14 protein-coding genes are annotated in these 23,246 nt (G+C 39.0%); 12 read left to right on the forward strand and 2 right to left on the reverse strand.

The genetic code is table 11. The features are described from left to right. Window positions 1-179 precede the first annotated feature (179 nt). Both ACZOVS_RS06855 and ACZOVS_RS06860 read left to right on the forward strand, forming a co-directional pair. Complete coding sequence (locus tag ACZOVS_RS06855; protein WP_483996493.1) at window positions 180-1,262, forward strand: hypothetical protein; 1,083 nt, start codon at window positions 180-182, stop codon at window positions 1,260-1,262. 66 nt (window positions 1,263-1,328) lie between these two features. Beyond that, a complete protein-coding gene (locus ACZOVS_RS06860) occupies window positions 1,329-2,993 on the forward strand; it encodes a T9SS type A sorting domain-containing protein (RefSeq protein ID WP_483996494.1) in 1,665 nt (554 codons plus the stop codon). Window positions 2,994-3,097: 104 nt separating this feature from the next. On the opposite strand, the gene ACZOVS_RS06865 is transcribed toward ACZOVS_RS06860, so the two are convergent. Next, a complete protein-coding gene (locus ACZOVS_RS06865; protein ID WP_483996495.1) occupies window positions 3,098-4,426 on the reverse strand; it encodes an MATE family efflux transporter in 1,329 nt (442 codons plus the stop codon). Window positions 4,427-4,491: 65 nt separating this feature from the next. After that, the gene (locus ACZOVS_RS06870) at window positions 4,492-5,460 is read right to left on the reverse strand and encodes a YihY/virulence factor BrkB family protein (RefSeq protein WP_483996496.1); all 969 of its coding nucleotides are present in this window, start codon (window positions 5,458-5,460) and stop codon (window positions 4,492-4,494) included. Between the two features lie 53 nt (window positions 5,461-5,513). On the opposite strand from ACZOVS_RS06870, the gene ACZOVS_RS06875 reads away from it, so the two are divergent. The 10 genes from ACZOVS_RS06875 to ACZOVS_RS06920 all read left to right on the forward strand — a co-directional run bounded on the left by ACZOVS_RS06875 (window position 5,514) and on the right by ACZOVS_RS06920 (window position 23,245). Then, complete coding sequence (locus ACZOVS_RS06875) at window positions 5,514-5,975, forward strand: SoxR reducing system RseC family protein (RefSeq protein WP_483996497.1); 462 nt, start codon at window positions 5,514-5,516, stop codon at window positions 5,973-5,975. Window positions 5,976-6,117: 142 nt separating this feature from the next. Further along, the gene (locus ACZOVS_RS06880) at window positions 6,118-6,951 is read left to right on the forward strand and encodes an RnfABCDGE type electron transport complex subunit B (RefSeq protein WP_483996498.1); all 834 of its coding nucleotides are present in this window, start codon (window positions 6,118-6,120) and stop codon (window positions 6,949-6,951) included. Between the two features lies 1 nt (window position 6,952). After that, on the forward strand, window positions 6,953-8,302 hold the full coding sequence (gene rsxC, locus ACZOVS_RS06885) for an electron transport complex subunit RsxC (protein ID WP_483996499.1): 1,350 nt from the start codon (window positions 6,953-6,955) through the stop codon (window positions 8,300-8,302). 8 nt (window positions 8,303-8,310) lie between these two features. Further along, window positions 8,311-9,303 carry an RnfABCDGE type electron transport complex subunit D gene (locus ACZOVS_RS06890; RefSeq protein WP_483996500.1) on the forward strand — a complete coding sequence of 331 codons (993 nt, stop codon included), beginning with the start codon at window positions 8,311-8,313 and terminating at the stop codon, window positions 9,301-9,303. Window positions 9,304-9,326: 23 nt separating this feature from the next. Then, a complete protein-coding gene (locus ACZOVS_RS06895; protein ID WP_483996501.1) occupies window positions 9,327-9,917 on the forward strand; it encodes an RnfABCDGE type electron transport complex subunit G in 591 nt (196 codons plus the stop codon). Beyond that, window positions 9,910-10,497 (forward strand): electron transport complex subunit RsxE, encoded by a 588-nt coding sequence (rsxE, locus tag ACZOVS_RS06900; protein ID WP_483996502.1) that lies wholly within the window; start codon window positions 9,910-9,912, stop codon window positions 10,495-10,497. Before ACZOVS_RS06895 ends, rsxE begins: the two co-directional genes overlap by 8 nt. Window positions 10,498-10,505: 8 nt before the next feature. After that, window positions 10,506-11,105, forward strand: coding sequence for an electron transport complex protein RnfA (locus tag ACZOVS_RS06905; protein ID WP_483996503.1), 600 nt, complete (start codon window positions 10,506-10,508; stop codon window positions 11,103-11,105). A gap of 21 nt (window positions 11,106-11,126) precedes the next feature. Beyond that, window positions 11,127-15,980, forward strand: coding sequence for a C25 family cysteine peptidase (locus tag ACZOVS_RS06910; protein ID WP_483996504.1), 4,854 nt, complete (start codon window positions 11,127-11,129; stop codon window positions 15,978-15,980). Between the two features lie 114 nt (window positions 15,981-16,094). After that, the gene (locus tag ACZOVS_RS06915; RefSeq protein WP_483996505.1) at window positions 16,095-20,939 is read left to right on the forward strand and encodes a C25 family cysteine peptidase; all 4,845 of its coding nucleotides are present in this window, start codon (window positions 16,095-16,097) and stop codon (window positions 20,937-20,939) included. Between the two features lie 77 nt (window positions 20,940-21,016). Further along, complete coding sequence (locus ACZOVS_RS06920; RefSeq protein ID WP_483996506.1) at window positions 21,017-23,245, forward strand: monovalent cation:proton antiporter family protein; 2,229 nt, start codon at window positions 21,017-21,019, stop codon at window positions 23,243-23,245. The last annotated feature ends 1 nt before the right edge of the window (window position 23,246 follow it).

Consider the following 23,246-nt stretch of genomic DNA (forward strand, 5'->3'; position numbering starts at 1 on the left):
AAATTAACCGAAGACCAAGGGAAAAATTAAACTTCTCCACTCCAAAAAAGGAGTTCTTCAAATTTATTTCGTAATATTGCACTTGCTGTTTGACTCTACCTTTTTTAAAAAAAATTAAAAAAACTTTTTTCAATTAAAAAATATTTTATCTTTGCCAAATAATCTTAAATATATTTATTATGAATAAAAATCTCAAACTCATTCTCCTTTCATTGGGAGCGACAATTTTTGCAGCAGCAATTATATTTACATCCTGCAAAAAAGAAACATTGACACCTAAAACAGATTCTGTTTCAACCACAGACAATTCACAAGGCAAAGTCATTTATGAAAAGATTCAAAAGTTTTTGAAATTAAACGAGACATACAAAGCCGGTACTAAATCGAGCGGAACAATGTCAGTAGCAGAAGCAAGAGAGATCTTAGACCTTACTATTAATTATGAGTATAGTGAGCACATGACAGTATGCGACTCTGTCAGTCTTGATACTTTATATATAGCTATGCCACATGTAGATAATAATGGAAATATCTCTACAGATGATGTGATTGCAACTTATGGAACATTTGAAACCACATTAGCAACATACAAAGCAGCTATCGAAGACAATAGAAATACACTTAGTTATTTTATGATTAAATTTCCAACAAATGACAATGCTAAAACAGATAGTAATATTGAAATTGTGTTTGACAGAGGTATTCCCAGTAATGATTCTTTACAACAATATCAAGGACCTTTTGAAGAAGGAGATGATTTTTATTGTGGTTATATGCGCGGAAGATGTAATAGTACGTTTTCTGAAAATACAGACGCTGCAAATGAGTTAACAAAACGGTTTAAATATATTCCAAATCCTCCCGGAGAGGAATATATTATGTTACTCTGTAATGTTGAACATGTTAAATATATTGCCATTCCATATAATTATAATAGTTTCAGACCTTATGTCTATTATGATGACCCAAATATGGAAGACTGTTCTGATCATTGGTTATTTGCTAAAGAGATGATAGGTATTCAAGAATTTCCTTGTATCTGTCATGAAGAAATGAATTGCTATTGGCGTAGCATTAGGCGAAATATTGTTTTGCCCAATGCACCATTACACTATTCTCCGATTTATAATTCACCATATAATCAATGTCAAATATATTTCACGGACCTTTATCCAAAAAATAACAACTATTGTACTTATGTTCATATTGCAATAGTAAGATATTGCAATGTCTATTGGAATAATCCTAATGATGTTGAATAAATGAAACATTTCAGGTTATTTTTCATGATATCTTTTAGAATATACTCTATAAAAACAGTTGAATAAATGAAACATTTCAGGTTGTTTTTCATGTTGTTGATAATATCACATATCGGCAACAAAAGTTTTTGTCAAGAATATGATTGGGAATATACCATTGAACATGTATTCTCCGATTCAGTGTCGCCAAACCTCATGCATTCTATGATTGAGTTGGAATCCAATGATATCATAATCAGTTCTGCATGGTGTATTATTGACAGCAGCGGACAGGCGTCAAACAGCAGTTTTCCATCAATAATGAAATTCTCACCGGATGGTGTATTATTAAATGAAAAACGATGGTCGAAACCAGGATACCGTTCTGATGATCAATATCTCATTGAAACGGAAGACAATAAAATCATTGTTATGGGAACATACAATCCCGACAGAAATAAAACATCGCCCAATTACATTCCGGACATCAACGATGCTTTTCTGTATTTCTACAAGTTGGATTCCGATTTCAACATGGTCGATTCAATTGAATACAGAACAACACTTGACACAACTATATGCGAATCGTGTACTTCTCTTGACTATATCGCCAATGCGAACCATTATATGGCAAAAATAAGGCTTACGTCATGTTTTGAGGAAGACGGTCAAATAGTGGGTTCTTTTGTCAAGAATCAGACGAGAACCGACCAATTTGAACCCGGTCCTATTGATTCTCTTTTTCTTTTCAAGATGGATTATAACGGAACTATTACGGAAAGCAATGAAATACATTTGGGTGAATATGCTGTAAATGTTTTCTGCTTCAGTGATTTAATGATAGGTAATGATTCTTACTATGTTCATTACGATCTTGCATGTGAAAGCAGGACGGAGTCAGATAACAAGTCTGACTGGAGTCAGATTGCAGTATTGTTGGATAAAAACTTCCAATATGTAAAAACCTGTAAAGTTCCTACAGCATTTCAACCAGGACATTGGGGATTTCCAAGATGGTATGATTATACCATGGTTAAAAGAAGTCCGTGGGGAACAACGTATCTTTCCAGCAATGTAGATTATCTAAACAGCCAGGATGAACATCGATTTAGTGCATCTCTTATAGAAATAGAAGATGACAAGGGGACCTTAAACGTTTTAAATCGAATAGAATCTAACTCCGACGACTACGATTTTCCTTCATTATGGTCGCCTGTCGATTTCTCGGAAGGATATGTTTATTGGGCATATACCCGAAACAGAGGAATGTTTCACGAATATGAGTCGTGGATAACCATCGACGTCTTGGACAGGAACATGAATATAATTAAAGAACTTTATTACGAGAAACAAGACAACACGAATATGGAGTTATTGTCATATATAAAAACTGGCGACAACGGCTTATTGCTTATTATTCGTAAGACTTGGATATATGATTCTGAAAAAAACTATCACACACTCGTAAAAATACCTGCCGAAGCATTCTTGGGAATAGACGAAGCACACAAATACGGACTTCATTCAGCCATAGCATATCCCAATCCCGGAAACAATATCCTAAACATTAAAACTGCTCTTCAAAACGCAAAAGCAGAAGTTTATGACATTCAAGGTAAATTGGTTTACAGACAAGACATTACAGAAAACATTACCACAATTACAACAGATGAATGGAACAGCGGAATGTATTTTTGGAAAGTCTATAGCAATGGCAAGGAAGTTGAAACCGGGAAGTGGATGAAACAATAAATTTCGTTTGTAACAACAGGCAAAGGCAGAATACATGATAAAAGGTGTTCTGCCTTTTACTTTTCAATAAAATATGAATGTAAAACTTGAAAAAGAATTATAAATCATAAAACCGTTGCAAGATTTCGGTGCAGTCGTCGCATTGACTTTATCATCAGAGGCACAGTCACAAATAAAGTCGCGACTTCAGCCACAGGCATTGCTATCCATATACCCATATCGCCTATATAACGAGGCAATACAAAAAGAGGTATAAGCACGAATATCAACGAACGGCATAATGCTATCGCCACCGACTCCAACGGTTTTTCCACTGCTGTATGGAAACTGCTTCCCAATATATTGACAAACGACACAAGATAATGCAATGTAACGTATGTAGCTGCCGTGACCGCAAGAGAAAACAGCACTGTATCGTCATTGGAAAACACCCTTATTATCGGACGTTTAAACAACTGTATTACAATGAATACCGACACTCCTATCACAGCGCTTGTTTTCATTGACACACCGAGAAGACGACGTATCATATCATAATTTCCTGCTCCGAGTCCATACGACATAAGAGGATACAAAGCCTGAGACAGTCCGAATATCGACATATTGACTATCATATTCATATAATACACAATAGTAAAAGCAGCCACGCCTTTGGCTCCTATATCATTCATCAGCACTATGTTAAAGGCACACATCGTCACAGCCGACGACACTGCCGTCAGCATCTCGGAACTGCCATTGTAAAACACTCTCCATATATCTCTCAACCCTCCTCTTATCCTACCCATCTTAAGATTTGGAGCAAGCACCACAGCAGCCGAAGTATTGGCTATGACAGTAGCATAAGCAGCACCACTCATGCCCCACTGCCAGCGTATCACAAAAAAATAATCAAGAACCACGTTGACTACACAACATATCACACCACTGACAAACACCCAGTTGGGTTTGTCAACGAAACGGGTAAAAGCCTCTGTAAAATTGGGTATGCAATAAAAAAAGAAAAAGGCAACAAGTATTCCGAGATATGTCCTGACATAAGGATATGTATTGTCGTCACTGCCCAACAAATAACATATATCCTTGATATTCAACATCAAGACAGCAGACATAAAAAGACAAGTTCCAAGCAGCAATACAAATGTCAGAGTTGTGAATCCGCGAGCGAGAGCATCATCACCACTGCCTTTGGCGATACCGGCAATAACGACACCACCGGAAACTATCATGATGCAAACGCTGAGAAGTGCATTAATCAAAGGCATGGAAATGTTGACAGCCGCAAGACCTAATGCGCCAACACCCTTGCTGACAAATATGCCGTCAATCATCATTTGAAATGAAACAATCAACATGCCCACTATACTCGGCAAGGCATAACCTAAAAACCGTTTTTCAACAACAGACCCGCAATCATTTATTCCAAACTTCATTTCCAATTATTACAACAAAAAAACGGGACAAAATTAGTAAATATTGACAAAAGATAAAAATATCGTCATTTCAAATCCTCAACAAAAATAGTATCATTATTGCCTTTTTGTTTTACCATGGCAATACTTATGTTAAGTTCGTAGCCAATTAAAATAAGAATACAGTTAAAATACATCCAAAGCAAAAATATCAACAAACCTCCTATAGAACCATAAAGAGCATTGTAACGAGAGAAATTGTTGATATATACTTTAAAAGCGATAGTGCCGACAATGAAAAGACCTGTAAACAGAAGTGAACCCGGTGTAAAGATCTTAAACCTTATTCTCTTAGGATTAGCAAAATAATACAACACTGATACAGCAACAAGAAGCATGAACACAGTAAGCAGCCATTGTATCAACTTTGTAATAAAAATGACGAATTTATTACTTATATCAATCTCGACGAACACTTTTGAGATGACAGTATTTCCCATGGCGATAAGTACTGTCGAGGATATCAACAACACAACAAGTATTATCATCACAAAAGCAGCATTGAACTGTTTTTGGAACCATGACATGGAACCTATGCGGTTAACGCTCATGTCAAAGCCTCGAAAGAAAGCCGTCACTGCACTTATACTAAAATAAAAAGCAAGAAGGATACCTATTGAAAAAAGTCCGCCTCGCTCTATTGAAACTATTTCTGTTATTGTAGTTTCCACCAAACCGTACGCTTCACCCGGCAACATATCAGACAAGGTATTGAGTAAAACCTCATAAGCCTCATCTATATGAAGATAAGGTATTATGGTAAAAAGCACCATCACAGCAGGAAAAATGGCAAGGAACACATTAAATGCGACAGCGGCAGCCCTGTCGAGAAGATAACCTTTTGTAAATCCATTGACAAAATATACCAGGACATCATAAAGAGGCATACCTTCAAAACCCGGCAGTTTGACGATACGCAACAACCTCACCAATTTGGCTATAAGTATCTTGTAAATGCGTTTATATCTGTTGTATTTTGTTTTAATCTTGTTCATAGTGGCAAAAATAGTAAAATTGCCGATTGTCAACAAAAAAAGTTTATTTTTGCATGTTGAAATTATCAGGAATGATGGCAATAGAGTATGTATCACACCCGGGAGTAGTATCGGAAGTAACGGATAAGGAGATAAAAGTAAAAATCGTATCATCCGGAGCATGCGGAGGTTGCAATATAAAATCAGCATGCAATGTGGCAGACATGGCAGAAAAAGAACTTGTCATCTCTGTTGAAAATGGTGAAGAATACAGTATAGGACAACCTGTAAGCATCAGAATGAGCGCAAGACAAGGCAACAAAGCCGTGTTGTATGCATACCTTGTCCCGGCAGTCTTGTTGATATTTATGATATTATTATTCAGCGTCATGGGCATGAATGACTTATACGTTGCCCTTGCAGCCATTACTGTAGTAGGGATATATTATTTTGTCCTTTATCTTTTCCGAAACAAGATAAAGAAACAATTCAAATATGAAGTTTTAACACAAGGAAACAAAATTAATCAAATTTAATTTTGAAATATCAAAAGATGGGTTTAATTTTGCAGACAAAAAGGCAGAACATGTCCATAATTGAAAATGTACAATCTAATAACATAAAAATTCATAAACAGTGAACGGAGTCTTATTGTATTCCCTAATAATTTTAGGGGTAATGGGAGGAATTTTGGCAATTATCTTGTATTTTATTGCCCAAAAATTCAAAGTAGAAGAAAATCCATTGATTGATGAAGTGGAATCGGCATTGGCAGGAGCAAACTGCGGCGGTTGCGGTTATGCCGGTTGTCGCAACTTTGCAGAAGCATGTGTCAAGGCGGCAGCAGAAAAGAAAAGCCTGACAGGCTTGCATTGTCCGAGTTCCGACATGCAGAAGGTTGCCGACATACTTCAATTGACAGTGGAAGCGGAAGAACCCAAGATTGCAGTGGTACGTTGCAACGGCAGTTGTGAGAATGCCCCGTCGAAAGTACATTACGAAGGTGCCGACATCTGTGCATTTGCCAACACCTTGTATGCCGGAGAGAACGGATGTCCCAACGGCTGTCTCGGTCTCGGAGACTGTGTCAAGGCATGTCCTTTCGATGCCATACACATCGACGGCGTCACCGGACTTCCCGTAGTGGACCCGGAAAGATGTGTGGCATGCGGTGCATGTACCAAAGTATGTCCACGCAACATCATCGAGATACGTCCACGCGGCAAAAACGACCGTAGAGTTTATGTCAGCTGCATGAACGCCGAGAAAGGTGCCATTGCCATGAAAAATTGTAAAGTCAGTTGTATCGGCTGCCAGAAATGTTTCAAGACATGTCCTTTCGAAGCAATAGAGATGCGTGGCAATCTGGCATATATCGACCCTGCAAAATGCAAGTCATGCCGCAAATGTGTCGAGGTGTGCCCGAGAGGAAGCATCATTGAGGTAAACTTCCCTCCAAGAAAACCAAAAGAAGAAAATAAAGAATCAGTTAATAACGAAGTAAAAAATTAGCATGAATCCAATAAAAACATTCCCTAAAGGTGGTGTTCATCCGGAAGAAAACAAACTTTCGTCGGATCGACCTATCGAAAGGTTCCCCATACCTAAACAAGTGATAATACCACTCGGACAGTGTTTAGGAGCTCCCGCTGAAGTCATCGTCAACAAGGGCGATACAGTGAAAACAGGTCAGCTTATAGGTACAGCCAAAGGATTTATCTCAGCAAATGTACACTCTTCGGTAAGTGGCAAGGTGGCTAAAATAGACGAGGTAATGGACCATACCGGCTATCGTAAACCAGCAGTCTTTATCGATGTGGAAGGTGATGAATGGGCAGAAGGAATCGACACAAGCGACACCATCATAAGAGACATCACACTGTCAAGAGAAGAGATAATCGAAAGAGTCAAAACTCACGGCATAGTAGGTATGGGAGGAGCTACATTCCCAACATACGTGAAACTATCTATTCCCAAAGACAAAAAAGCAGATTTCGTAATAATAAATGCCGCAGAATGTGAACCTTATCTCACCTGTGACAACAGACTGCTTCTCGAAAGAGCAGAGCAGTTTCTTATTGGCGTAAAAATACTGATGAAAGCCGTCGATGCACCTAAGGCATTGATAGGCATTGAGAAAAACAAGATAGATGCAGCAAGGTATCTTGATAAGATGATAAAAAGCGACAGCTATTATGATGGTATTGAGGTACAATTGTTAAAGACCAAGTATCCACAGGGCGGTGAGAAACAACTTATCAAGGCGACCACAGGACGTGAGGTGCCATCCGGCAAACTGCCTATAGAGACCGGGTGCGTTGTCGTCAACGTTGCTTCCACATACGCAATTTACGAGGCTGTTCAAAAAAACAAACCTCTCATCTCGCGTATAGTGACTGTGACAGGCAAGTCGTTGAAGAAACCATCCAATTTGGAAGTTAGAATAGGAACGCCTGCCAACCTGCTTATTGAGGCATGCGGTGGCTTGCCTGAGGATACCGCCAACGTCATCAACGGTGGTCCCATGATGGGAAAATCAGTGTCGGTGACAGACTTCCCAGTAATAAAAGGCACATCGGGCATCCTAATGCTCAATGTCAAAGATGCACAACCTCGAACAGTAGGTAACTGCATCCGTTGTGGCAAATGCATACAGGCATGTCCTATGGGTCTCGAACCTTACTATTTGTGCAGAATGTCGAGACAAAAAGACTTTGAAAGTACCGAAAGTCATAACATTATGGATTGCATAGAATGCGGTTCATGTGAGTTCACTTGCCCAGCCAACATACCTTTGCTCGATTATATAAGATTCGGAAAAGCAAAGACAGGACAAATCATTCGTTCACGTAATCAGAAATAAGAGAAGTCATGAATCAATTTACCATATCAGGTTCTCCACATGTTCATGGAGAAGAAAGTACAAAAAAGATAATGTATAGCGTGGTGATTGCCATGCTGCCAATGTTTTTAGTATCGATTTATTTCTTCGGACTCAACGCTTTAAGAGTTGTAGCAATATCGGTAGCGTCGTGTCTTCTGATAGAATGGCTGATACAAAAATACATGATAAAAGGACCCAATACCATCAGCGACGGTTCTGCACTTGTTACAGGCATGCTCCTGGCATTCAACGTACCTGCCAACATTCCATGGTGGATGCTCGTCATAGGTGCTGCCGTATCAATAGGTATTGCCAAAATGTCGTTTGGCGGATTGGGAAAGAATCCGTTCAACCCTGCATTGGTAGGTCGTGTTTTTATGCTCATCTCATTCCCTGTAGCCATGACTACATGGCCGGTTCCTCATCCTGTCTTCAGCAACACAGTACTCGATGCCGTGACAGGTCCCACCCCACTCGGTATCCTGAAAGAAGGACTGGCACAAGGTCTTACCGTGGAAGAGATTACTAAAAACATAGATTATATAGATTTATTGATAGGCAACAGAGGAGGTTCATTGGCTGAGATGTGCGCCATTGCCATACTTATTGGCGGTCTTTTCCTCATCATAAGAAGAGTGATAGACTGGCAAACTCCGGTCATTATCATTGCCACAGTAGCTATCATTGCCGGAATATGTTGGCTTATCAATCCTGCTCAATATGTAAATCCCCTTTATCATATCCTCAGTGGAGGTCTCCTGCTTGGTGCTTTCTTCATGGCAACAGACATGGTGACTACACCTATGACCATGGGAGGAAAAATAGTCTTCTCCATAGGAGTAGGTGCGTTGACGATAATAATACGTTTATGGGGAGCATATCCTGAAGGAATGTCATTCGCCATTCTTATCATGAATGCATTCGTACCATTAATTAATAAAGGTTTCAAGCCAAAACGCTTCGGCTTGGTGAAGAAATAAGTTGAATCTTTAAAAATTACATTATGGCAAAGAAAGAATCAACATTAGGCAACATGCTAATCAGCCTCGCCGTCATCACCATGGTGTCGGGAGGCGTGCTGGGATTTTTCTATAACATGACAAAACCCGGCATAGACAAAGTAGAAAAAGAGAAAAATGAAACGGCTATCAACACGGTATTGAAAACCGATGCTGTCATTGCAAAAATAGAAACCGACACTATAGATGACATGATATACAATGTAGCATACGATGACAGCGGTTCACTCATAGGAGCAGCCATCAAAGCATCATCAGGTAAAGGTTTCAGCGGCAAAATAGAATTGATGGTAGGAGTCCTCGCCGACGGCACTATAAACAACATTTCGGTACTCACACAAAGTGAGACACCAGGTCTCGGAGCCAATATGGTTAACGAAAAGTTCAAATCACAATACAACGGCAAGAATCCTGCCACATTTAATCTTAAAGTGAAGAAAGACGGAGGCGATGTAGATGCCATCACGGCAGCCACCATCAGTTCGCGAGCTTTCTCTGAAGCAGTAGAGAATGCCACCAAAGGCTTTGCTGCCAACCGCGACAGCTTTATCAAGAAAGGAGGAGACAATGAATAACTGGCAAAATTTCACAAAAGGACTTATAAAGGAGAATCCCATATTAGTGCTACTTTTGGGCTGTTGCCCCACCCTCGCCACCACGACAAGCGCCATCAACGGCATGTCGATGGGATTGGCAACAACATTCGTATTGACAATGTCCAACCTTTGTATTTCCTTACTCAAGAATTTCATTCCTGACAAAGTACGCATCCCTTGTTTCATAGTCGTCATTGCATCATTTGTCACCGTAGTACAGTTAGCGATGCAGGCATACGTACCTTCGATATATGAAACTTTGGGACTTTTCATTCCTCTTATAGTAGTAAATTGCATTGTATTGGGAAGAGCGGAAGCTTTTGCATCAAAGAATCCTGTATGGCCATCCATACTGGACGGATTCGGAATGGGGCTTGGATTCACCATGTCGCTTACCATTCTTGGCAGCATACGTGAAATACTTGGCAGCGGTTCTATTTTCAATTTCAGATTAGTACCTGAAGATGCCAATACCATACTCATTTTCGTTCTTGCACCGGGTGCGTTCATAGTATTGGGTTATATCATAGCCATAGTAAACAAACTTAAAACCAAATAACAGCAGCCATGAAATTTATAATCATAATAATATCGACAATATTAGTCAACAACATCATTTTTGCTCAGTTTTTGGGTATATGTCCTTTTCTCGGCACTTCGAAGAAGACATCCACAGCAATGGGTATGGGTGCTGCAGTATTGTTTGTTCTCACCCTCGCGACATTAGTCACATCATTAGTAAACAAATACATACTTATCCCGTTGGAGTTGACTTTTTTACAGACGATAGCATTTATACTCATCATCGCAGCATTAGTACAGATGGTCGAAATCATCCTGAAAAAAATAAGCCCATCACTTTATTCTGCATTAGGAGTATTCCTTCCATTGATAACTACAAATTGTGCCGTACTTGGTGTAGCACTTAATGTAGTAACAAAGGAATATACCTTTGGTGGTGTCAGCCACATGCTTTCACTTGCCGAATCAGTAGTCTTTGCTGCCGGTACAGCACTCGGTTTCGCATTGGCTTTAATCATATTTGCCGGAATACGTGAGCACATAGACCTCATGGAAGCTCCTAAAGGCATGAGAGGAGTGCCTATTGCACTCATCACTGCCGGTATTTTGGCTATGGCATTTATGGGATTCGCCGGTCTTGTCTAAGGTTTTTAAAATATAAAATTAATGAAACAACTTATAAAAATTTTTACCGTATTAGTTCTTGCACTTACATGGCAAGGATTATTTGCTCAAATAACAGAATATCAATTTGATAATGGAAAATCAAAAGAAGGTTTTGTTATTGAGAAAGCCACACGTTCCGGTCTTAGCATCAGTCATTCCTTAAAGAAAATATCGGTAGAAGATATCAGCGATAATGGCTATTCCGGACAACAACTGCACATCAACGAAATAACACTGCCTTCGGATGCAGGAAACCCTAATTTACCAACCAACAGCCGATACATAGCTATTCCCAATGGTTCTACTCCGGTATTGGAAGTAAAGAATTTCAAAAGTACGCTATTAAAGGATATGGACATCATGGCAGCAGCACCTATATTGTCCGATACTGACGACAGACCTGCCACATACGAGAAGAATCCTGATATTTACAACAAGAACGCCTTCTATCCGGAAGAACCTTTCACTATATCAGAAGTCATGACAATACGAGGTGTACAAGTAGTAGTTGTATCAGTAACACCTTTCCAATACAACCCCGTCACAAAGGAAGTCATTGTATATCATGATATTGATCTTGAGTTATCATTTAAAGGAGGTAACGGAGAATTCGGAGAAGAACGTTATCGTTCAAGATATTTCGACCCAATACTTCAAAATGTACTGCTTAACTATGACCAACTTCCGGTCATTGACTACGAGTCTCGTATGAGAGAATGGTCTAACAACAGACCTACCGGTTGCGAATATCTCATCGTCATACCCAATAACGAGAGTTTTCGTCCAATAGCTGAAGAACTTGCCGAATATCGTATAAAACAAGGTATTCTGACGCAAGTAATGAGCCTGGATGATATGGAATGTACTACGACAGCACAATTGAAGTCATTTTTCCATAACGCATACAATACATGGGATATACCTCCTGTAGCGGTATTGCTTTTTGGAGACCACAACACCAACATGTCGTCCGGCATACCTGCCGAAGTCGTAACACATATCACAGAAGGAACATGTATAACCGACAATCAGTATGCAGATGTCACCAACGATCATCTTCCGGAAATGTGTTTTTCACGTTTAGTAGCCGCCAATGCGACAGAAGCTCAATTGATGGTTGACAAGACCATAAACTATGAGTACAACAACCCTAACATGGACTCATATTCATATCAAAATCCCATTACAGCACTCGGATGGCAGACAGAACGATGGTTCCAGATATGTTCCGAAGTTGTAGGTGGTTATTGGAGAGAACAAGGCAAGACACCTGTACGTATCAATGCAATTTATCAAGGTACTCCCGGCAATATATGGTCAACAGCACAAAATACTGCCACTGTGACAAATTATTTCGGACAAAACGGATTAGGATATCTGCCAACCTCTCCTACCGAACTCGGAGGGTGGAGCGGAGGTACTGCATCACAAGTCGTTACAGCAATAAATAATGGAGCTTTCATCGTCCAACACCGAGACCACGGTTATGAACAAGGTTGGGGTGAACCTTCATTCAGTGTAAATAATATAAACCAGTTAACAAACACTGACAAACTTACTTTTGTCATGACAATCAACTGTCTGACCGGTAAGTTTAATTATTCCTCAAATTGTCTTGCGGAGGCTTTCATGCGCCGTACCTATAACGGACAAGGTGCCGGTGCTGTTGGAGCCATCTGTCCTACCGAGGTATCATTCTCATTTGTAAATGACGTATTTGTATGGGGTATGTATGACCTTTTCGACCCTAATTTCATGCCAAGTTACGGTCCATACGCTGATTATTCAGGCAACTGGATGCCTGCTTTCGGTAATGTTGCGGGAAAATATTTCCTTGCCCAAAGTTCATGGCCATACAACAACAACTGCAAGGATGTCACATATCAGATGTTTACCGCACACTGCGATGCATTTTTACGTCTTTACACTACTGTTCCTCAAGAACTTAATGTATCACACGACGATGAAGTCTATGATGGCGAAGGTATAATTCATGTAACAGCACCAGCAGGTTCATTCATAGCAATAACAAAAAACGGCAATACCATTCTGGCAACTGCTGAAGCAACCGGCAACAACCAAACAATAAGTTTTACACCTCAGTCTTCCGGTACGACATTGGATATCGTCATCACAAAACAGGATTACCTGCGTTATGTCGATCAAGTAGAAGTGGTTAACAACAGACCTGTTCTCGATGTACTTGCATTCTCTATCAATGACGAGGACAACAACGGACATTTGGATTATGACGAGAGCGCTTCATTCAACTTCACCATCAAAAATAATGGAGGAGTGCCTTCAAGTACAACATCCGCAACACTGACAACAACATCTACATATATTACCATAAATAACCCTAATGCAACTATCAACAGTATCAACAGCGGACAACAAATCAATGTAAATGACGTATTCGAAATATCATCATCCGGCAATATGCCCGACAATTATGTCAACATATTCAATTTACAAATGGTAAGTGGAGATTATTCTTGGCAATATCAATTCAATGTCACAGGATATGCTCCAAATATAAATATCATGAAAATCTTTGAAATTGTCAACGATGACAATTCCAATCAGCGTCTTGATGAAAATGAATCAGGAGTTATCAGACTGCAACTAATCAACAATGGCCACAGCAGCGCGAGGTCTATCACTTCAGCACTCAGCACTACATCCCCATTTGTCAACATAACGGAGAACACTGCCACAACAACAAACCTCAATGTAGGACAATCTGCATATATTGAGTACAATGTATCAACAGAAAATAATATCCCTATGGGAGAAATTGCAAACTTTACCGTCAACTCTTCCTGTGCTTCCTATACTGCAGAAAATGATTTCTACACTCGTATGAATCTGCCAATAGAGACATTTGAAAGCGGTGATTTAAGTCAATTCGAATGGATGAATGATGAGACTCACCCATGGACAATATGCGAAACTTCTCCATATTCAGGTAATTACTGTCTCAAATCAGGAGCTATCAATAACAATGAGAGTTCTGTATTAGAGATAGAGATTGAAGTGACAGAAAACGACACTTTATCATTTATGAGAAAAGTTTCTTCGGAAGCAAATGGAGACTTTTTCAAGTTTTATATCGACAATGAAGAAATAGAATCAACTTCGGGAGTCAACAACTGGAGAAATGTCAATACTTCTATATCTCAAGGAACTCACATCATTAAATTCGAGTATGTCAAAAACGCATCAGGCAGCAGCAACGACGATTGTGCATATATCGATTTCGTGATATTCCCGCCTATTATAAGAACAAGTTGTTCAGCAGGATCTGACATGACTTTATGTCACGATGAAAATGCTGAACTAAACGGAATTGCATACGGTTATGAGAGTATTACATGGACAACAAACGGTGACGGACAATTCAACAATGCCTCCGTTCTCAACCCCGTTTATACCCCAGGTACACAGGATATTGACAATGGTAATGTCACCCTGACACTTACTGTGACAGGATCAGGCACTACAGTCTCTGATGACATCAATATCATTATTTGGAGCGATCCTGTCATCACCATGGATAATGAAGCATTCGTCTGTTACAACGAAACATACGCAACAACAGCAGAAGCAGAATTTTATGATGTATTGACATGGACAACAAATGGAGATGGCTATTTCGACGACATTTCTTCATTAAATACATACTACCACCCTGGTACACAAGACATCTCCAATGGTAATGTAGTGTTGACTCTGACAATAGAAGGCTGTGATAACGCAAGTAGTGAGATAACTCTCAATATTACTGATGCTCCAATCATTGAAATAGAAGAAACCATGTCGATATGCGGTGACAATCCTGTCAACATCACTGCCACAGCTGAAAATATTGAATCATTATCATGGACGACAGATGGAGACGGCACTTTCAACGACACCAATACTTTAGAACCCATTTATTTCCCCGGTGTTCAAGATCTGGCAAACGGAAATGTCGAATTGACATTAACAGCCGAGGGTTGCAATTCAACAGTGACAAAAACAATAACTCTTACTGCTCATCCTCTCCCGACATTACAGGTTTTGACTTCTGAAATCGAAACATGTCTAAATCAAGACATTGACATACAACTTGCTTTGACAGGTGTTGCTCCATTCGAAGTTAAAATCGAAGGTCAGGAAGAAACATACGAAGTCGGCGAAGATGCAGTTATGAAATTCAGAGTTCAGGATTACAACATTACAGAATATTATATAACTGATATTTATGACGCCAACGGTTGTCATGCCGAAATAAACGAGTCATTCAGTCTGATCGTTTTACAAACACCAGAAACACCATCAAGACCGACAGGAGAAACTATTGTCAATCTTGACGAAACATTAGTCTATACTTACAGCGTTCTTCCTGCAGCCAACACTGAAACATACAGATGGATTCTCGAACCAGAGACAGCAGGCAGTGTTGCTGGCAATGGTAATGTAGCCTCTATAACATGGAATACAGATGCGACAGACACTGCAACACTGTCAGTCGTTGCCATCAACAGTATATGCGGAGAGTCGGCAGAATCTGAACCTCTTGAGATATTCCTAAGCCACATTGGATTAGATGAAAACTTGTTTAATACATTGTCAATATATCCAAATCCTTCCGACGATATTGTTAATATCAAAATGGAAGGCTTTGATAATTCCAAGGCTTTGATATACATATACAATGTATTGGGTGAACAAATTTATGCACGTGAAGAAAGTGCAGGTCCCGAAGGCATCTCGACACAAATAGACATAAGCAATTTCTCAAAAGGCGTTTATATCTTTAGAATCATTACAGGCAATGATTCTTATATTAAAAATATCATTGTAAAGTAAGTTTTCAATAATATTTTATCAAAAGCAGGTTTTTTGAAAAAACCTGCTTTTTTTTTTGAAATTCTTTTAAAAATTCATTAAATTTGCGGTGTTTTTTAATTTAATATTCACAAAATGAAAAAAATTTACTTATCCCGTCTTCTTAGTGTAATCGCCATAGTGTTTTTCTCTACTATGGCAGGCTTTGCCGATGATGTACAGACAATAACATACAATCACGACAAAGATGGTATGTATTTGGTACACGAGTCCAAAGGTAATGTAGCGATAAATTTCAGTATCAGTACATTACAATTACAATCATTCAGTTATAATGATGAAACGATGCAAGAACTTGGAGTCAATGGTGTTACGATTCCCAACGACAAAGGAATGCCCAACGTCCCGGTTTTCAGTAGATTTATTGCAATACCACAAGGAGCACAAGCTGTTGTGCATGTAAAAAATATTGAAAAAGAGGTAATAAGCGGTGTCAATGTTGCTCCGTCATTAGGATGTCAAAATGAAGCATTGGAACCGGACATGAATTATGTCAAAAATGAAAAAGTATATTCAGAAGATGCTTTGTATCCGGCTGAAATTGTCAACACAAGCGATGTTCTGTCACTTCGTGGAGTCAACGCTGTCGCATTAAGCATATCACCTATACAATTCAACCCTGTAAAACAAGAAATAGTTGTTTATCACAGTATTGAACTTGAAGTAGAATTTGTCGGAGGTAACGGTCATTTTGGAGAAGACAGACTTCGTTCTCCATATTGGGATCCAATACTTCAAAACAACCTCATCAATTATAATTCCTTACCCAAAATAGACTATGAAGCACGTATGCAAAAATGGTTAAGAGACGGAGATGAAGGTTATGAGTACCTTATAATTATACCCAACAATGATGAATGGGAAGAACAAGCTGAAATATTAAAAGAATACCGTATTCGTCAAGGTATCCTTACCGAAGTATTACGTTTGGATGAGATGGGTGTTACCTCTACGAATGAGATAAAAGCGTGGTTTCACAATGCGTATAACACTTGGGATATTCCACCTGTTGCCGTATGTCTGTTAGCAGATCACAATACCAATTTAAGTTTAGGCATTCCGGGAGAAACAATATCGCACCCATATAATGGCTCCTGTATAACTGATAATCAATATGCAGATCCGACCGGTGATCATTTACCTGATATGACATTTTCTCGTCTTATCGCCGGTTCTGCCGAAGAAGTCCCTGTTTTCGTAAGTAAACAAATAGAATATGAATATACGAACCCTAACATGGATGAATATTCATATCAAAACCCTATCACTGCATTGGGATGGCAGACAGAACGCTGGTTCCAATTATGTTCAGAAATTGTTGGTGGTTATTTGCGTTCACAAGGGAAAACGCCTGTACGTATCAACGCCATATACAGCGGAACTCCAGGAAGTTCCTGGTCATCAAACCAAAATACAAGTTATATAGTCAACTATTTCGGACCTGACGGTTTAGGATATATCCCGGCCACTCCAAGTGAACTCGGTGGCTGGTCCGGTGGTACTGCAAGTCAGATAGTACAGGCTGTCAACAACGGAGCATTCCTCCTCCAACACCGCGACCATGGCTTTGAACAGGGCTGGGGTGAACCTGATTTCGACAATTCAAATGTATCACAGCTAACCAATGTAGGCAAGATGTCTTTCGTCATGTCTATCAACTGTCTGACAGGTAAATTCAACTACTCTCAAGAATGTCTTGCAGAAGCCTTTATGCGTTATACCTATAATGATCAGAATGCCGGTGCTGTGGCAATGCTATGTCCAACCGAAACATCATATTCTTTTGTCAACGACACATACGTATGGGGTGTCTTAGACCATTTTCAACCCGACTTTATGCCTGACTACGGACCTCTCGCACCTAACGAGGGAAACTGGATGCCTTCATTCGCCAATGTAGCGGGAAAATACTTCCTCGCACAAAGTTCGTGGCCATACAATCCTTCAGATAAAGATATTACATACCAAATGTTTACAGCACACTGCGATGCCTTTTTACGCATTTATACCGAAGTACCGCAAACAATGACTGTATCACTTCCGGAAGTAGTGATGACTGGTCAGACACAAATTCAGATTACTGCCCCGGAAAATACTCAGATTGCATTAACAGTAACTGAAAACGGACAAACCAACATCATTGCTGTTGCCGAAGGATTAGGCACTCCTCAAACAGTGGAAATACCGGTACTGAATCCTTCAACAATTATTGATGTAGTCGTAACAGGACAGAATTACCTTCGTCATGAATCTGAAATTATGGTAATAGTAGCAGAAGGTCCTTATATCACACTAAATGAATACTCACTCAGTGACGATAATGCACAGCTTGACTTTGGTGAGGAAGCCGGATTGGATATAGTTCTCAAAAATGTCGGTATAGAACAGTCCGAAGAAGGCACTGCGACATTGACTACAGAATCAGAATATGCAGAAATCATCAATGGCAGTACTTCTGTAAATTCCATGAATCCTGACCAGACAATCAATATAGACAATGCTTTCTCATTTTCCGTTTCTGATGAGGTACCAAACAAAACCAATATCGATTTCTTGTTGACGATAGTTTCAGGAGATGACACTTATGAAAGCAACATCACTCTCAAAGCATACGCGCCGGAACTTCAAATTGGTAATGTATCAATTACTGAAATAAACGGTAATGGTAATGGTCGTCTTGACCCGGCAGAGGAGGCTACACTGACATTCACCATACTTAACAAAGGCAATAGCAACACCAATGCCGCTAATGTCAACCTCACCATGAATAATCCATATATTGAGGTTCTTTCAGATCCTGTCGTGATAGAAAGCATAGAAGCTGACGGTTCAAGCCAAGCCCAATTTACAGTTTATGTATCTTCCAATGCTCCTGCCGGCGTTGCTGCAGAATACACATTAGACTGTGTATCAGGACACTATACTGCAACAAAAGACTTCATCTCAAAAATAGGTCTTATTGTGGAAGATTTTGAACTCGGAGTGCTCGGAGAAGGTTGGACTAACAATTCTCAACAACCATGGACGTTCTGTACCGAAGACCCGTATGAAGGTACTTATTGTTTGCAATCAGGTAGAATTGGCGACAGCGGCTCTACAACAGTATCACTGAATTACGAATGCGCCGATAACGACACAATCTCATTCTACTACAAAGTATCCTCAGAATCAAATTACGATAAATTGACATTCTACATTGACAATCAGTCTAAAGGCTCATGGAGCGGTTCTACAAATTGGACTTTGGCATCTTTCCCTGTCAACGGAGGACAACATACTTTTACATGGACATATTCCAAAGATAATTCAGTATCATCAGGAGAAGACTGCGCATGGATTGACTTTGTCATACTTCCTGCAACACGTTCCCTTTCGGTAAGTGCCGGCAGAGATTTACAGGCTTGTCCTGAATCGGATGTACAATTGAACGGCTTTGCTCAGTATTATAACACTTTGACATGGACTACAAACGGAGACGGCACTTTCGATGACCCTTCGAAATTAGATGCAATCTATACACTCGGATCCCAAGACTCTCAAAGTGAAGAAATTATACTTACACTTACTGCAACAGATGAAGAAAATAACACCTTATCTGATGATGTCACTGTTACCCTCATGGGCGATGCAACAGTGACAACGGAAGAATCAGCAACAATATGTTTTAACGAAACATATATATCAGATGCCACAGCGACAGATTATAATACTATAACATGGACTACCGATGGCGACGGAACATTCGACAATGTCAACAATCTTAATGCCGCTTATACTCCTGGTGAAAATGACATAAACAACGGCACTGTCAACCTTACATTGACAGTCGAAGGCTGTAGCACTGTCTCAAGTACTATTGCTCTCAGCATATTGGGTGAAACTGCTGTTTCAACATCCGAATCTATGATAGTATGCCAAGGAGAAAGTGCAACAATTGTCGCAGACGCTGTAAATTACAATACTTTGACATGGAGAACTGAAGGTGATGGAACTTTCAATGACAACTCTGTTGCTGAAGTGACGTATACTCCTGGTACACAAGACATAGCTAATGGTGAAGTAGTTCTATCGGTGACAGCTGAAGGTTGTTCAACAGCAGAGGCTTCCATAACATTAATGATAAATGCTTTGCCAACACTGTCTTTGGCAACAACAGAATATGTGGCATGTTCCAACATTCCTGTCGAAATGAACCTTACCGTTACGGGAGTTGCTCCTTACACTGTAACCATCAATGAAGAAACTTTCGACGTTGACGAAACAGGATTGTTATTATTCACTGTAAATCCCGAAATAACAGATTACACCATTACATCTATCTCTGATGCAAACGGTTGTTCATCAGAATGTTCTGTATCATTTACCGTAACTTCCACCAATATGTCGGCTCCGGCCAGACCTGTCGGTGACGAGATAATTGCTAAAGATGAGACAGCAACAACGACATATACCACTGAACTCATCGAAGGTATGGCTTCATACGAATGGAATATCAGCCCTGCCGAAGCCGGTACCATAGAAGGCAATGGCACAGAAGCCGTCGTGACATGGAATGTAAACTACAACGGTAACGCAGAAATCAGCGTGAGAGCATATCATAACTCATGCGGTTATTCAGATTTCTCTGAACCTTTGACTGTCACCTCAAGCATGATAGGCATAGATGAATATTCTTTGCAAAATATTAAGATTTATCCAAACCCGGCTGATGATGTCGTAAATATCAAGATTGATGGATTAAACGGCAAAACAGAGTTGAAAATGTATAATATCTTAGGTGAGAAAGTCTATGATAACAGCACAACTGCAAAAGAAGGTCTCAACGAAACAATTCATACCAATGTGTTAGGCAAAGGTACATATCTGCTGATAGTGAAATCCGGAGACAATATCTGGAGAAAACAGATAGTCATCAAATGATAAATTATATCATAATATCTTTTATCAAAAGGTTGCATAATTGCAACCTTTTTTTTTAATTTGCAAAAAAAACTGAAATGCCTGAAGTTCAGAATTTATTCTCTGATTTAGCATTGATACTTGCAACCGCATGTATAGCAACCGTTTTATTCAAATGGTTAAAACAACCGCTTGTTCTCGGATACTTAACAGCCGGTTTTCTGATAGGTCCATATTTCTCATATTTCCCATTTGCTGTTGATACAAACAGCGTCAAGACATGGAGTGATATTGGAATGGTATTTCTACTCTTCGCATTGGGTCTTGAATTCAGTTTCAAAAAACTTAAAAAAGTAGGCTCAGTGGGAGTTATCACAGTGATTATAGAACTGATAATAATGTCGATATCAGGATTCTGCATAGGTCATCTCCTCGGATGGTCAAAAATGAACTGTATCTTCCTCGGATGCATGCTCTCCATCTCATCGACAACTATCATTATCAAAGCTTTTGAAGATTTGAAGCTGAAACAAGAAAAATATACCAATAATGTAATAGGCGTACTTGTAGTTGAAGACCTTTTGGCTGTCTTGCTCATGGTTATATTGTCCACCTTGTCCGTTAGCAAACAATTCGACGGAAAGGAACTGTTATTCAACATGTTGAAATTGGCATTCTTTCTTGTGACATGGTTTGTTTTCGGCATTTATCTGATTCCTACGATATTGAAACTCGTAAGGAAACTCATGACGGAAGAAACATTGGTGATTTTCTCACTTGGATTATGTTTTATCATGGTAGTGTTCGCCAATTATGCCGGGTTCTCTCCGGCTTTGGGAGCATTCGTCATGGGCTCCATATTAGCTGAGACAATAGAGGCTGAGACAATACAAAGACTCATTGCTCCAATCAAAAATCTTTTCGGTGCAGTTTTTTTTGTATCTGTTGGCATGATGATAAATCCTTCAGTGATAATAGAATATGCATTCCCGATTTTGATAATTGCCTTGACAGTAATGATAATGAAAACTTTTAGCGCAACTTTAGGAGTTTTCATTACAAGTCACAACCTCAAGACATCAATACAATCAGGTTTTTGTTTCTGCCAAATCGGAGAGTTTTCTTTTATCATAGCATCCTTGGGATTGAGTTTCAAAGTAATAGAACCATTTTTATACCCGGTAATAGTATCTGTTTCCGTCATCACCACATTTTTCACTCCATATATAATGCGTTTGGCAACACCCGTTTATAATAAACTTGAACCATTGATAAAACCGATTAATAACATCTCATCCAATAACAATACCAAAACCGTTAACGATAATAATCAAGCATTATGGATGTTTTTGACACGTCAAATGAAACGACTTGTAATATATTCTGTCATCATCATTGCAATAATATTCCTTGTTTTTATTTTCATTACACCTTTTATAAACAAATATACAGTCGCACCATGGTCCGGTATAATCAATACCTCGGTAACACTTATTTTGTTATCTCCCTTTATTTGGGCTATGGCATTTAAATCCAAATTCTCTGTTCAGGAAAATTTAAACAGTGTCAATAGTAATCTGAATAAAATCATAGTACTTACAGTAACAAGTTTACGCTATTTATTGTCATTATGTGTTGTATATTTTATTATTGACAGATATAATGACGCTAGTTTTATCATAACACTCGGCATATCTTTAGCTTATTCAGCACTACTTGCCATATCGTCTCACATCATGATGTTTTATGACAAAATAGAGAAACATTTTATTGAAAATTTAAATAACCGACAAAGTCAAGAATCATTTATTATTCCTGAAATATTGCAGGAGAATTTCCATTTTGAAAAAATGTTGGTGAGTCCAAACAGTCAACTCGTCGGTAAACAACTGAAAGACACAATGTTTCGCAGTAAGTACAATGTTAATATAATTAGTATTCAACGTGGTGATAAATTTTATGACCTGCCAGACAATAAAATGGTATTCTATCCATACGACAAAATCAGTATGATCGGGAGTGATGACAATATCAACAAATTGAGACCTTTTATTGAAGTAGAAAAAAAACAACTTATTAATGAACGACAGAATAAGGAAATGGAATTACACAACGTTGTAGTATCAATTAATCATACATTATGTCACAAACATCTTAAAGAATCTGGATTTAAAGAAAAATATAATGCCATGGTTATAGCAATAGAACACAATGGTGAATTTATTCTTAATCCTAAAGCAGATACCATGTTTGAAAACAATGACAAAATATGGTTCGTATGTACAGAAAATGCTTATCATAACATTATAAATGCAATTTCCAAATAAA

The organism is Candidatus Limimorpha avicola, from assembly GCF_056978975.1.

Bases quoted from the DNA above. Each gene is read 5' to 3' on its own strand.
- ACZOVS_RS06855 (WP_483996493.1), top strand. From the start codon at position 180: ATGAATAAAAATCTCAAACTCATTCTCCTTTCATTGGGAGCGACAATT.
- ACZOVS_RS06860 (WP_483996494.1), top strand. From the start codon at position 1,329: ATGAAACATTTCAGGTTGTTTTTCATGTTGTTGATAATATCACATATC.
- ACZOVS_RS06865 (WP_483996495.1), bottom strand. From the start codon at position 4,426: ATGAAGTTTGGAATAAATGATTGCGGGTCTGTTGTTGAAAAACGGTTT.
- ACZOVS_RS06870 (WP_483996496.1), bottom strand. From the start codon at position 5,460: ATGAACAAGATTAAAACAAAATACAACAGATATAAACGCATTTACAAG.
- ACZOVS_RS06875 (WP_483996497.1), top strand. From the start codon at position 5,514: ATGTTGAAATTATCAGGAATGATGGCAATAGAGTATGTATCACACCCG.
- ACZOVS_RS06880 (WP_483996498.1), top strand. From the start codon at position 6,118: ATGGGAGGAATTTTGGCAATTATCTTGTATTTTATTGCCCAAAAATTC.
- rsxC (WP_483996499.1), top strand. From the start codon at position 6,953: ATGAATCCAATAAAAACATTCCCTAAAGGTGGTGTTCATCCGGAAGAA.
- ACZOVS_RS06890 (WP_483996500.1), top strand. From the start codon at position 8,311: ATGAATCAATTTACCATATCAGGTTCTCCACATGTTCATGGAGAAGAA.
- ACZOVS_RS06895 (WP_483996501.1), top strand. From the start codon at position 9,327: ATGGCAAAGAAAGAATCAACATTAGGCAACATGCTAATCAGCCTCGCC.
- rsxE (WP_483996502.1), top strand. From the start codon at position 9,910: ATGAATAACTGGCAAAATTTCACAAAAGGACTTATAAAGGAGAATCCC.
- ACZOVS_RS06905 (WP_483996503.1), top strand. From the start codon at position 10,506: ATGAAATTTATAATCATAATAATATCGACAATATTAGTCAACAACATC.
- ACZOVS_RS06910 (WP_483996504.1), top strand. From the start codon at position 11,127: ATGAAACAACTTATAAAAATTTTTACCGTATTAGTTCTTGCACTTACA.
- ACZOVS_RS06915 (WP_483996505.1), top strand. From the start codon at position 16,095: ATGAAAAAAATTTACTTATCCCGTCTTCTTAGTGTAATCGCCATAGTG.
- ACZOVS_RS06920 (WP_483996506.1), top strand. From the start codon at position 21,017: ATGCCTGAAGTTCAGAATTTATTCTCTGATTTAGCATTGATACTTGCA.